Below are 12,928 nucleotides of genomic sequence, written 5' to 3'. Positions count from 1 at the left end.
CTCAGATCAGCTGCAGCGGCGCGCGGAAGACGTAGCCCACGCGCGACTTGCTCTGCAGCGGCACCAGCGTGGGCGTGGCGCGCTCGATGCGGCGGCGCAGCCGGTAGATGGTGGCCGACAAGCCGTCGTCGGCGTCACCGTCGGGCACCTCGCGGCCCAGCTTGTTCAGCAGCGCCTCGCGCGTGACCGGCTCACCGCCGGCCTGAGCGAAGCATTCCAGCAGCTGGCGGTCGGCTTCGGAGAGCTGGATGCGCGTGCCATCGGGAACGATGAGCTCGCCGCTGGAGCGGTCCAGCTTCCAGATCGCATCGGCGGCCGACGGCTTGGCGACGCGGCGCTGCACGGCGGCAATCGCCAGCGACACCTGCTCGAACTGCACAGGCTTGACGAGATACATGTCGGCGCCGGCGGTGATGACCTCGCGGAACACCTCGGGCCCCAGCCGCCCGGACACGACGACGATGCCGGCGTCCGTGCGGCGGCGCAGGATCTTGATGAGTTCCACACCGTTGACGCCCGGCAGCATCAGGTCGACCAGATAGAAGTCGAACGAGAAGGCGTCGGGGGCGGCCAGCAGCGCATTGCTGTCGTCGAAGCGGCTCACCCCGATGCCCTGCTCCTGCAGGAACTGGGTCAGGAATTCGGAATACTCAGCGTCGTCGTCGATCAGGGCGAGGGTCTTGGGCTGCATGGCGGCACGGGCTCGGAGCAATCGAGGAGTTTGCCGCATGACTGGGGCGTCAGGCGCTTTTCACGGGCGTTGGCGTGCTGAATTGGACATTTGCAAAGTCATAAATGATCGACACTGCACCGGCGCCGTGAGAAATCCAGAGCTGCACGGCCAGGAGGAGACGACCATGGTGGACACCGATGCCGCGAGTGCTGAAGAAGGCAGCGACGAGATGGCGTGGCTGCTCCCCGGCCACAGGGCAACGCCGCATGACGCGCTCGTGCGCATCCAGCGGCTGTGCGGATGCTGGCCCGACCTCTATGCCGCGATGTTCGTCGTACTGGCGTCGCACCAGGGGCTGCCGCGGGAAGTGCTGGCCGCCGCGATCAAGCAGTTTCGAGCCGACCTGGAGCCCTACACGCGCGACGACGTCGTCAGCCTGCTGACAGCGATTTGGAACGGAGGCAGGAGCGGCTTCGATGCCGTGCTGCGCACACGGGCCAATGCGCCCAAGCGGCCCGGCGGCGGCCTTTCCTGGGTCAAGGAGTAGCGCGCTTCAGGCCCAGCGCCTGCCAGCCGTCGGGGCCCAGGCGCTCAAGCGTGTCGAGGTTGTTCTCGAAGATGGCCGCCGTGTCGGGCATGGACTCGACTGCGCGTGTGATGCTCTCCTCGCGCAGCAGGTGAAGCGTGGGGTAGGGCGAGCGGTTGCTGTAGTTGGCGATGTCGTCGGGCGCGCTGCCCTCGAACTGGTAGTCGGGGTGGAAGTCGGCGATCTGCAGGACGCCGTCGAGCTTCAGCTCGTCGACCAGCGCGTCGGCGGCGTCGAGGAAGTCGTTGAATTCGAGGAAGTCGGTCAGCACGCCCGGGTGGATCAGCAGTGTCGTGTCCACGTCTTCGGGGTCAGCCCGGTTCAGCGCGAGCAGCTCGCGCGCGAGGTCCTTCAGCAGCGCCTCGGGCTCGGTCGCGTCGCTGACGACGTAGCGGATGCGCTCGTTTACATGCACCGCCTTGGCGAAGGGGCAAAGGTTCAGGCCGATGACGGCCTTGACGACCCAGTCGCGGGTGTCGGCGATGACTTGTTCTTGATTCATGGTTTGGGCGTGTTCAGCCACTGTTCGGCCAGCTGCACCCACATGGAGCCGCCCAGCGGGATCAGGTCGTCGTTGAAGTCGTAGCTCGGGTTGTGCAGCATGCAGGGCCCGAGGCCGTGGCCGCCGGTGCGGTGCTCGCCGTCGCCGTTGCCGATGAGGAAGTAGCAGCCGGGCTTGTCCAGCAGGTAGTAGCTGAAGTCCTCGGCGCCCATCGTCGGCTCGAACTCCTGCACGTTGTCGTCGCCCACCATGTCTATCAGCACGCGGCGCACGAAGTCGGACTCGGCCGGGTGGTTGATCGTCGGTGGGTAGTTGCGGCGGAACTCGAACTCGGCTGTCAGCTCGAAGGCGCCGGCCAGCTGCTCGGTCATGTCGCGCATGCGGCGCGCCAACAGGTCCAGAAGCTCCAGCGTGAACGTGCGCACCGTGCCTTCCATGACCACCGAGTCCGGCACGACGTTGGTGGCCTCGCCAGCGTGGATCATCGTCACGGAGATGACGCCGGGGTCCAGCGGCCGCTTGTTGCGGCTGATGATGGTCTGGAAGGCGGTGACCAACTGGCAGGCGGCCGGCACCGGGTCCACGCCCAGGTGCGGCATGGCCGCGTGCGAGCCCTTGCCCTTGAGCGTGATCTTGAATTCATTGCTGCTGGCGAACACCGGGCCGGTCTTGACGGCGAACTGGCCGGCCTTCAGCCCGGGCCAGTTGTGCGCGCCGAACATGGCCTCCATCGGGAACTTCTCGAACAGGCCGTCCTTGATCATCTCCCGCGCGCCACCGCCGCCTTCTTCGGCGGGCTGGAACACCAGGTAGACCGTGCCGTCGAAATTGCGGCTCGTCGCCAGATGTTTGGCTGCGGCCAGCAGCATGGCCGTGTGGCCATCGTGCCCGCAGGCGTGCATGCGGCCGCGGATGGAACTCGCGTGCGGGAACTCGTTGCGCTCGGTGATGGGCAGCGCGTCGATGTCGGCGCGCAGGCCCACGGCGCGGTCCGAGCTGCCGTTCCTGACGATGCCGACCACGCCCGTCCGCCCCAGGCCGCGGTGGACGGGGATGCCCCAGGCGGTCAGGGCGTTGGCGATGACATCGGCGGTGCGCTCCTCGTGGAAGCAGAGTTCGGGGTGCTTGTGCAGGTCGCGGCGGATGGCCGTGATCGACGGCGCGTCGGCCAGGATGGATTCGATGAGCTTCATGACTTCAGGGCTCCGTAACCCACCGAGTTTAGGATTACGCCCGTGAATCTGCGCCGCATCGCACATCGCTGGCTGTTCTGGCTGGCCCTCGTCCTGCCCCTCGCCCAGGCGATGGCGGGCGTGCACGCGCTGTCTCACGTCACCGACCGCTCGACGGACGGCATCGCCCACCTGGTCCACTGCGACCTGTGCCTGACGGCGGCCAACCTCGCCGGTGGCGCTCCGGCCGCCGAGCCGTCGGCGCTGCCGCCGGTTGTGGCGTCGGCCAGCGTTCCCGCGCCGTCGTTCAGCGCCGTTGTCGAGCTTGACGCCGCCTGGCGCCCGCCGGCGCGCGCCCCGCCCGCTTCCACCTGACTCCTTCAAGCCTTCCCGCGCCGTCGTCCGAGCGCGGGTGTTTGTGTTTTCTCGTGGAAGTTTTCTCATGCGTTCCTTCGCCCTGGCGCCGATCGCGGCCGCCTGCCTGTCCGTCTTCGTCTCCGCCACCCACGCCGACCCGACCGAATCCCTCGACAAGGTCGTCGTCACCGGCAACCCGTTGAAGAGCCAGGTGCTGGCCCAGCCCAGCGATTCGCTGTCCGGCGACCAGCTCGTGCTGACCCGCGCCGCCAACCTCGGTGACACGCTGCAAGGTCTGCCCGGCGTCGCGGCCACCAACTTCGGTCCCAACGCCAGCCGGCCCAGCATCCGCGGCCTGGACGGCGACCGGGTGCGCATCCTTAGCAACTCCGGTGCGTCGGTGGACGCGTCCAACCTCAGCTTCGACCATGGCGTGGCCATCGACCCGCTGGTCATCGACAAGGTCGAGGTGCTGCGTGGCGCGGCGGCGCTGCTGTACGGCGGCAATGCCGTCGGCGGCGTCGTCAACACGCTGGACAACCGCATCCCGCGCACGCTGATCCAGGGTGTTAGTGGTGCGGCGGAGGTGCGCCTGGGCGGCGCCTCGCAGGACAAGAGCGGCGCGCTGGTGCTGGACGGCGGCAGCGGCCAGCCGCATGCCGGCTGGGGCTGGCATGTGGACGTCGCGGGCCGCGACGCCGGCGACCAGCGCACGCCGCGGTTCGACAGTCCGACCGACGACGGCACCGAGAGCCGCACCAGCGTGCGCAACTCCGCAGCGCGCAGCCACGGCGGCGCGGTGGGCGGCTCGGTGTTCTTCCAGGGCGGCTTTGCGGGTGTGTCGGTCGACGACTTTCACACCGACTACGGCACCACGGCCGAGGCCGACGTGACGATCCGCATGCAGCGCCAGCGCCTGGCGACGGCCGGTGAATGGGCTACGGCGGACGGCCCCATCCACCGCGTCAGCTGGCAGCTCAGCCGCAACCGCTACGAGCACACCGAGATGGAGGGCGACGTGACGGGCACCACGTTCAAGAGCCGCGGCACCGATGGCCGCCTGGAGGTGGAACACGCGGCGCTCGGCCCGGTCAAGGGCTTGATCGGTTTGCAGACCGAGCAACTGGACTTCTCGGCGCTGGGCGAGGAGGCCTTCGTGCCCAGTACGCGCACGCGCAACACTGGCGTGTTCGTGCTGGAGCAGGCGCGGCTGGCCGGCGTCGACTGGTCGGCCGGCGCGCGGACCGAGCGCGTGGCGGTGGATTCCGACGGCGGTGACCGCTTCGGCGTCGCGCAGTCGCGGCGCTTCAGCCCGCTGAGTCTGGCGCTGAGTGCCGTCGCGCCAATGGGCGGCGGCTGGAGCGCCAGCGTCAACCTGAACCGCACGCAGCGCGCACCGGCCTACTACGAACTGTTCGCCAACGGGCTGCACGTGGCCAGCGCGGCCTACGAGCGCGGCGATGCCGGCTTGGGGCTGGAGCGCTCCAAGGGCGTGGACCTTGGGCTGAAGTGGGAGTCGGCCCAAAGCCACCTGCACCTGAACGTCTACGAGACACGCTTCTCGAACTACATCGCGCTGCAGGCCACCGGCGAGCTGGCAGACAACGACGGGCAGAGCGTGCCGGTCTATGCCTTCACGGCGGTGCCGGCGCGGCTGCGCGGCGCTGAGGTCGAAGGCCGCTGGCAGGTGCACCCCGCCGTGGCGCTGCTGGGCCAGCTTGATGCGGTGCGCGGGGACAACCGTGCGACCGGCGAGCCGCTGCCGCGCCTGGCGCCGTTGCGGGCCATGGTGGGCCTGGAAGCGCGCCGAGGCGACTGGTCGGGCCGGCTGGAGTGGCGTGGCGCAGCGCGCCAGGACCGGGTCTCCGCGTTCGACACGCCCACCGCCGGCTACGGGACGGTACGGCTGTCGCTGGCCCGGCAGTTCCGCTGGGGCACGACCGACGCGCTGTGGTACCTCAAACTCGACAACCTCGGCAACAAGCTGGCCTACAACGCGACGGCGGTGCCCACCATCCGCGACCTCGCGCCGCAGTCGGGCCGCTCCGCCAGCACGGGCCTGCAAGTGCGGTTTTGAGCGTCGACTGAGCTCGCGCCCAGGGCGCGGGTGTAAAAGCGGTGCCCTGGCACACGGGCGACGGGCGCCAGGCACCACAATGGTGCCTGGCGCACCACGAGCCACCGCCTTCGGGTGGGCGCGGAACTTGCGTCGTTGCGTGTGCACGAGGAGCAACGATGCAAACCGCCTTTGACGAGATGAACTCCGCGGGCACCAAGACCCGCGCCCATTACGAGGCCTACGCCCGGTGGCTTGCCGACCAGCCCGAGTCGCTGATGCGAGAGCGGCGCGAGCAGGCGGAGCTGATCTTCCGACGCGTGGGCATCACGTTTGCCGTTTACGGCGACAAGGATTCGGGTGAAGGCACCGAGCGCCTGATCCCGTTCGATCTGATCCCGCGGGTCATTCCAGCCGGCGAATGGACGAGCATGCAGGCGGGCCTCGCCCAGCGAGTGACAGCGCTGAACCGCTTCATCCACGACGTCTACCACGACCAGGAAATCCTGAAGGCCGGCATCGTGCCCGCCGACGAGATCACCAAGAACGCGCAGTTCCGCCCTGAGATGATGGGCGTGGACGTGCCGGGCAATGTCTACAGCCACATCGCCGGCGTCGACATCGTGCGCGCCGGCAACGCCGATGGCTCGGGCGACTACTACGTGCTGGAAGACAACCTGCGCGTGCCCAGCGGTGTGAGCTACATGCTTGAGAACCGCAAGATGATGATGCGGCTCTTCCCCGAGCTATTCGTCAATCACCGCATCGCGCCAGTGGCGCATTACCCCGACCTGTTGCTAGACACGCTGCGCAGCGTGGCGCCGTCGGGCGTGTCGGACCCGACCGTCGTCGTGCTGACGCCGGGCATGTACAACTCGGCCTACTTCGAGCACGCCTTCTTGGCCCAGCAGATGGGCGTGGAGCTGGTCGAGGGTCAGGACTTGTTCGTCGACGGCGGCTTCGTCTACATGCGCACGACGCGCGGGCCGAAGCGTGTCGACGTCATCTACCGCCGGCTGGACGACGACTTCCTCGACCCGCAGGTCTTCCGCGCCGACTCCCAGCTCGGCTGCGCCGGTCTCGTGAACGCCTACAAGGCCGGCAAGGTGACGCTGTCCAACGCCATCGGCACGGGCATCGCGGACGACAAGTCCATCTACCCCTATGTGCCGAAGATGATCGAGTTCTATCTCGGCGAGAAACCCATTCTGCAGAACGTGCCGACCTACGTCTGCCGCGAAAAGGACGACCTGGCCTACACGCTGGCCCACCTGTCCGAGCTGGTCGTCAAGGAGGTGCATGGCGCAGGCGGCTACGGCATGCTGGTTGGCCCGGCGGCGACGAAGGACGAGATCGAGTCCTTCCGCGCCCGGCTGGTGGCCAACCCGGGCAACTACATCGCGCAGCCGACGCTGTCGCTGTCCACCTGCCCGACGTTCGTCGAAAGCGGCGTGGCTCCGCGTCACATTGACCTGCGACCCTTCGTGCTGTCGGGCTCGACGGTGCGCATGGTGCCGGGCGGGCTGACCCGCGTGGCGTTGAAGGAGGGTTCCTTGGTGGTGAACAGCAGCCAGGGCGGTGGGACGAAGGACACCTGGGTGCTGGAGGACTGATCCGATGCCAATGTGGCCTGAACGTTTTTTTTCTGCTGAAGCTCAGTCGTCCCGATCGCTGAAGACGCCGCCCGAGCCGAACCAGGGTGCTCCAGAGTCCGATGAATCAGCGCGCTTGTCTGAGCGCTCTCGCAACTTCGCGTATGCCCAGACGATGATCGCCAGGAGGCATAACGAAAAGATCAGTGGCATGAGCAGTGATGCGATCCGGTTGGGTGACCTCGCATCTGAGAAGTGGTACGCAGTGCCTGCCACAGCAATGATGATGAACAGGGATCTCATGACTTTCTCGTCCACGTTTCGCGGGCCGATTTTGTTTGCGCGGCAAGCTTTCCTCACCCTTCGGCGTGTGTCGATTGCCATTGGCTTCGCAACGGGCGATCAGGAGTTGTCTTATGTTGTCTAGGACTGCAGACCATCTCTTCTGGCTCAGCCGCTACATCGAGCGTGCTGAAAACACGGCCCGCATGCTGGACATTGCGTACCAGACGTCGCTGCAGCCGCAGTCGGTCGACGAGTCCGAGCAGACCTGGCGCAGCCTGATCTCCATCTCCGAGCTGAACAGCCTGTACGGGGCCAAGTACTCGTCGATCAACGGCCGCAACGTCATGGAGTTCATGGTGGCCGACGAGACGAACCTGTCGTCCATCTTCAACTGCCTGCGTGCGGCACGCGAGAACGCGCGGGCGGTGCGTGGGGCGCTGACGACCGAGGTCTGGGAGACGATGAACCAGACCTGGCTGGAGTTTCGTCGGCTGCTGCGCGAGGGCGCGCTGACGCGCGACCCGGCGCAGCTGTTCGAGTGGGTCAAGTACCGCTCGCACCTGTCCCGCGGCGTGACAGTAGGCACGATGCTGCAGGACGAGGCCTTCCACTTCATCCGCATCGGCTCCTTCCTGGAGCGGGCCGACAACACCGCGCGGCTGCTGGACGTGAAGTTCTATCGCCAGGAGCAGACGCAGGGCGAGCATGACGCGGCGCGCGATTTCTACTACTGGTCCGCCGTGCTGCGCTCGGTGTCGGGCTTCGAGATCTACCGCAAGGTCTACAGCAATGTCATCCAGCCGGACAAGGTCGCGGAGCTGCTGATTTTGCGGCCGGACATGCCGCGCTCGCTGTCGCACTGCATCACGCGCATGCTGGCCAATTTGAAGCGCGTTGCCAACGCGCAGTCGGCGGAGACGCTCAGGCGCGTGGGCCGCTTGGAGGCCGAGCTGAACTTCGGCCGCATCGACGAGATCCTGGCGCAGGGGATGCATCCGTTTCTGGACGGGTTTTTGTCGGAGGTGGCGGATCTGGGCGCGCGAATCAGCCGCGACTTCCTGGTGCCCTCGGCTTGAGGAGCTGAAGAGATGGCGGCTCTTGTCGGAAGGACTTACGAGAGTGGCTTTCCGCCACCGCCCAGCTGGGAACTCGCACCGGCGGGTGACTTGCCTATCGGGCGACCAAAGAACGGGTCGCCCGCCGGAGCGAACTCCCGGCATGGGCCTTGGCATCAAACGATCCGCGGAATGAGCTGCGCCCAGCTGCGCGGCGAAGGACATCCATGAGCATCCACGTCGCCCTCAAACACGTCACCCGCTACAAATACGACCGCCCGGTCAACCTCGGCCCTCAGGTCGTCCGCCTGCGCCCTGCGCCGCACTGCCGCACGCCCATCCTCAGCTACTCGCTGCGGGTGGAACCCACCAACCACTTCATCAACTGGCAGCAGGACCCGTTCGCCAACTACCTGGCCCGCCTCGTCTTCCCCGAGAAGACCACCGAGCTGACGGTCACCGTCGACCTCGTCGCCGAGATGGCCGTCTACAACCCGTTCGACTTCTTCCTCGAACCGCACGCGCAGACCTTCCCGTTCCAGTACGACGAGGCCCAGCAAATCGAACTGGCGCCCTACCTGCAGACCGGCCCGGCCACACCGCTGCTGGCCGCCTACCTGAAGGACATCCCGCGCACCGAGCGCGCCACCATCGACTTCCTCGTCGACCTCAACCAGCGTGTCCAGAACAGCGTCTCCTACCTGATCCGCCTGGAGCCCGGCGTGCAGACGCCCGAGGAGACCTTGGAGAAAGCTTCCGGCTCATGCCGGGACTCCGGCTGGCTGCTCGTTGAGCTGCTGCGCCACCTGGGTCTGGCCGCGCGCTTCGTATCGGGCTACCTGATCCAGCTCGCCCCCGACGAGAAAGCGCTCGACGGCCCTAGCGGCACGGAGGTCGATTTCACCGACCTGCACGCATGGTGCGAGGTCTACCTGCCCGGCGCCGGCTGGATCGGGCTGGACCCGACCTCCGGCCTGCTTGCTGGCGAGGGCCACATCCCGCTCGCGGCCACGCCCATGCCGGGCAGCGCCGCGCCGATCAGCGGTGGCGTGGACAAGTCCGAGGTCGAGTTCGGCCACGAGATGAGCGTCACGCGCATCTACGAGTCGCCGCGCGTCACCAAACCCTACACCGACGACCAGTGGACCGCTGTGCTCCAGCTCGGCGAACAGGTGGACCGCGAACTCGTCGTCAACGATGTGCGGCTGACGATGGGCGGCGAGCCGACCTTCGTCGCCGTGGAGGACCGCGACGCGGCGGAGTGGAACACCGACGCGCTGGGCCCCACCAAGCGGCTCTACGCCCAGCAGTTGACGCACCGGCTGCGCGCCGAGTACGGCCAGGGCGGCTTCCTGCACTTCGGCCAGGGCAAGTGGTACCCCGGCGAGCAACTGCCGCGCTGGGCGCTGTCCATCTACTGGCGCGCCGACGGCCAGCCCTGCTGGCGCAACCCAGACTGGTTTGCCGATGAGCGCGAGCCGCATCACTACAGTAGCGAGGACGCCGAGGTCTTCATGAAGGCGCTGACGCGGCGCCTCGGCCTGCCCGACACCCATGTGCAGCCGGGTTACGAGGACACCTGGTACTACCTGTGGCGCGAGCGCCGCCTGCCGGTGAACGTGGACCCGTTCGATTCCCGGCTGGACGACGAACTGGAGCGGCAGCGGTTGCGCCGCGTGTTCGACCAGGGCCTGTCCCACGTCGTCGGCTATGTGTTGCCCATCCGCCATGCCGGCGATTCGCCCACGCTGGCCGGCACGCGCTGGCAGACGGGGCCGTGGTTCTTCCGTGACGAGCGGCTCTACCTGTTCCCGGGCGACTCCCCGATGGGCTGGCGGCTGCCGCTGGACTCGCTGCCCTGGGTCACGAAGGGCGACTACCCCTACCTGATCGAGCAGGACCCGTTCGCACCGCGCGGCATGCTGCCGGCACCGGCCGCGCTGCGCGCCCAGGTGCAGGGCGTCACGCCGGCCGGCGCGTCGTGGCCGGGGGCTGCCGCCGCCGGCGGGGCGGGCGTCGCGAGCACGTCGACCGGCACGGGGCATTCGCATGCCGATAACGGCCGCCAGCCGCCCGGCCGCTTCGAGAACGCGCACGGGATCACCCGCACCGCGCTGTGCGTCGAGGCTCGCGACCCCCGTCGCGCGAATGGCCCGAAGGCGGAGACCCAGGGCAGCGCCAGCGGTGTGCTCTACGTGTTCATGCCGCCGCTGGAGAAGGTCGAGCACTACCTGGAGTTGCTGACCGCCGTGGAAGCCGCGTGCGAGGACACGGGTTACAAGATCGTGCTGGAAGGCTACCCGCCGCCGCGCGACCCGCGGCTCAAGCTGCTGCAGGTCACGCCGGACCCCGGCGTCATCGAGGTCAACATCCACCCGGCGCACAACTGGCGCGAGCTGGTGCAGCACACCGAGTTTCTGTACGAGGCCGCGCGCCTCACGCGGCTGTCGACCGAGAAGTTCATGATCGACGGCCGCCACACCGGCACCGGCGGCGGCAACCATTTCGTGCTGGGCGGCGCCACGCCGACGGACTCGCCGTTCCTGCGCAAGCCGAGCCTGCTCGCCTCGTTGCTGGCCTACTGGCACAACCATCCGAGCCTGAGCTACCTGTTCAGCGGCCTGTTCATCGGGCCGACGAGCCAGTCGCCGCGCGTGGACGAAGCCCGCAACGACCAGCTTCGCGAGCTGGAGATTGCCCTCGGCGAGATCTTCAAGGCCGAGGAGCGCTACGGCGAAGCCATGCCGCCGTGGCTGGTGGACCGCACGTTGCGCAATGTGCTGGTGGACGTGACCGGCAACACGCACCGCAGTGAGTTCTCCATCGACAAGCTCTACTCGCCCGACTCCAGCACCGGCCGGCTGGGTCTGCTGGAGCTGCGCGCGTTCGAGATGCCGCCGCATGCGCGCATGAGCGTCGTGCAGCAGCTGCTGCTGCGCGCCTTCATCGCCCGCTTCTGGAAGACGCCGTACAAGACGCCGCTGGTGCGCTGGGGCACCGAGCTGCACGACCGCTGGCTGCTGCCGCACTTCATCCGCGAGGACTTCGCCGACGTCATGGAGGACATGGCCGAGGCCGGCTATGCCTTCGATGCGGCCTGGTTCGCCCCGCATGTCGAGTTCCGCTTCCCGAAGTACGGCGAGTTCGCCGCGCGCGGCGTGCACGTGACGCTGCGCGGCGCGTTGGAGCCTTGGCACGTGATGGGCGAGGAGGGCGCGGCCGGCACCACCGTGCGCTATGTGGACTCGTCGCTGGAGCGGCTGGAGGTGCACGTCAGCGGCCTCATCGACCCGCGCCACCGCATCACCGTCAACGGCCATCCGCTGCCGCTGCAGCCTACCGGTCGCGTCGGCGAGTTCGTGGCCGGCGTGCGCTATCGCGCGTGGCTGCCGCCATCGGCACTGCACCCGACCATCGGCATCCATGCGCCGTTGACGGTGGATCTCATCGACACGTGGCAGCAGAAGAGCTTGGGCGGCTGCCGCTACTACGTCGCCCACCCGGGTGGCCGCAACTATGCGACGCTGCCGGTCAACGCCTACGAGGCCGAGAGCCGGCGGCTGGCGCGCTTCGCCAACAGCGGACACACCCCGGGCCGGCTGGAGATCGGCGAGCCGCAGCGCAGCCTGGAGTTCCCGTTCACGCTGGACCTGCGCAAAGTATCCTGACCGGCTCCTAATCCGCCAGGCCCGCCCTCCGCCGCTGCGCCGCATGGCCGTCCGCGGCGGGGCGGTCCGTCGTTTCCTCCATGTACATCGAGATCCAACCGGGCGTCCGCCTGTTCGTCGACGTCGAGGGCCTGGGCTTCGTCCCTGACGGCCGCAGCCTGCGCGAGAAGCCCACGCTCGTCCTCATCCACGGCGGCCCCGGCTTCGACCACACGGCCTTCCGACCCTTTTTCAGCCGCTTCGTCGACACCTGCCAGGTCGTCTACTACGACCAGCGCGGCCATGGCCGCAGCAGCCCGCGACCGTTGGGTGAATGCCGGCTGGACACGCTGGCCGACGACGTCGTACGGCTGTGCGATGTGCTGGGCATCGAGAAACCCATCGTGCTGGGCCAGAGCTTCGGCGGTTTTGTTGCGCAGCGCTATCTCGCGCGGCATCCGGCGCATCCGCGCCGGGTGGTACTGTCCAGCACCTCCCACCACTTCGGACTGGAGCGCAAAGTCCACCACTTTGGCCGGCTCGGCGGCCCGGAGGCTGCCGCGGCCACGCGCGCATTCTGGACGCAGCCGGGGCCCGACACCTGGGCTGCCTACGAGCAGCACTGCCGCCACCTCTACAACACCCGCCCCAAGGACCCGGATGCTGGCGGCTGGATGAGGTTCCAACCCGACATCCTGTTCGAGCACACCCGCACCGAGCTGCCCGACATGGACCTGCGTCCGGGCCTGGCCGGCGTGCAATGCCCGGTGCTCGTCATGGCCGGCGAAGAGGACCCCGTCACGCCGCCCGAAGATGCCGCCGAGATCGCCGCCGCGCTGCCACCGCGGTGGCTGGCGGGCTTCGAGCGCTTCCCGGGTGTGGGCCACGGCGCATGGCGCGACGACTCTGCCGCCGCGGAGCGCGTGTTGCGTGGCTTTCTCGCCTGAACGTCGCATGGCGCCGGGCCGCGCGCGCCGCGTCAGCCTGCACATTGCTTGACAAT

At 68.1% G+C, this 12,928-nt stretch carries 11 protein-coding genes; 8 read left to right on the top strand and 3 right to left on the bottom strand.

Annotation, left to right across the window (positions count from 1 at the left end; translation table 11 throughout):
• Position 1: 1 nt before the first annotated feature.
• Positions 2-691: a response regulator transcription factor gene (locus LXT13_RS18485; RefSeq protein WP_233373426.1), complete on the bottom strand. Its 690-nt coding sequence runs from the start codon at positions 689-691 to the stop codon at positions 2-4.
• Between the two features lie 127 nt (positions 692-818).
• On the opposite strand from LXT13_RS18485, the gene LXT13_RS18480 reads away from it, so the two are divergent.
• On the top strand, positions 819-1,220 hold the full coding sequence (locus tag LXT13_RS18480) for a hypothetical protein (RefSeq protein ID WP_233373425.1): 402 nt from the start codon (positions 819-821) through the stop codon (positions 1,218-1,220).
• On the opposite strand, the gene LXT13_RS18475 is transcribed toward LXT13_RS18480, so the two are convergent.
• Positions 1,210-1,761 (bottom strand): DUF1415 domain-containing protein, encoded by a 552-nt coding sequence (locus LXT13_RS18475; protein ID WP_233373424.1) that lies wholly within the window; start codon positions 1,759-1,761, stop codon positions 1,210-1,212. The genes LXT13_RS18480 and LXT13_RS18475 overlap by 11 nt on opposite strands.
• On the bottom strand, positions 1,758-2,954 hold the full coding sequence (locus LXT13_RS18470) for a M20 aminoacylase family protein (protein WP_233373423.1): 1,197 nt from the start codon (positions 2,952-2,954) through the stop codon (positions 1,758-1,760). The genes LXT13_RS18475 and LXT13_RS18470 overlap by 4 nt, the downstream gene beginning before the upstream one ends.
• A gap of 42 nt (positions 2,955-2,996) precedes the next feature.
• On the opposite strand from LXT13_RS18470, the gene LXT13_RS18465 reads away from it, so the two are divergent.
• From LXT13_RS18465 to LXT13_RS18435, 7 genes are all read left to right on the top strand, one after another.
• Positions 2,997-3,308: a hypothetical protein gene (locus LXT13_RS18465; protein WP_233373422.1), complete on the top strand. Its 312-nt coding sequence runs from the start codon at positions 2,997-2,999 to the stop codon at positions 3,306-3,308.
• A gap of 67 nt (positions 3,309-3,375) precedes the next feature.
• Complete coding sequence (locus LXT13_RS18460) at positions 3,376-5,367, top strand: TonB-dependent receptor (RefSeq protein WP_233373421.1); 1,992 nt, start codon at positions 3,376-3,378, stop codon at positions 5,365-5,367.
• A gap of 158 nt (positions 5,368-5,525) precedes the next feature.
• A complete protein-coding gene (locus tag LXT13_RS18455; RefSeq protein WP_233373420.1) occupies positions 5,526-6,959 on the top strand; it encodes a circularly permuted type 2 ATP-grasp protein in 1,434 nt (477 codons plus the stop codon).
• A gap of 4 nt (positions 6,960-6,963) precedes the next feature.
• Positions 6,964-7,365 carry a hypothetical protein gene (locus LXT13_RS18450; RefSeq protein ID WP_233373419.1) on the top strand — a complete coding sequence of 134 codons (402 nt, stop codon included), beginning with the start codon at positions 6,964-6,966 and terminating at the stop codon, positions 7,363-7,365.
• Positions 7,355-8,299 carry an alpha-E domain-containing protein gene (locus tag LXT13_RS18445; RefSeq protein WP_233373418.1) on the top strand — a complete coding sequence of 315 codons (945 nt, stop codon included), beginning with the start codon at positions 7,355-7,357 and terminating at the stop codon, positions 8,297-8,299. The genes LXT13_RS18450 and LXT13_RS18445 overlap by 11 nt, the downstream gene beginning before the upstream one ends.
• Positions 8,300-8,505: 206 nt before the next feature.
• Positions 8,506-11,946 (top strand): transglutaminase family protein, encoded by a 3,441-nt coding sequence (locus LXT13_RS18440; protein ID WP_233373417.1) that lies wholly within the window; start codon positions 8,506-8,508, stop codon positions 11,944-11,946.
• An 80-nt stretch (positions 11,947-12,026) separates the two neighbouring features.
• Positions 12,027-12,872 carry an alpha/beta fold hydrolase gene (locus LXT13_RS18435; RefSeq protein ID WP_233373416.1) on the top strand — a complete coding sequence of 282 codons (846 nt, stop codon included), beginning with the start codon at positions 12,027-12,029 and terminating at the stop codon, positions 12,870-12,872.
• Positions 12,873-12,928: the final 56 nt, after the last annotated feature.

This window comes from Pelomonas cellulosilytica (assembly GCF_021353265.1).
Classification (GTDB): domain Bacteria; phylum Pseudomonadota; class Gammaproteobacteria; order Burkholderiales; family Burkholderiaceae_C; genus Pelomonas; species Pelomonas cellulosilytica.
The sequence above is the reverse complement of the archived record's forward strand: the minus strand, read 5'-3'. Positions and strand labels throughout refer to the sequence as shown.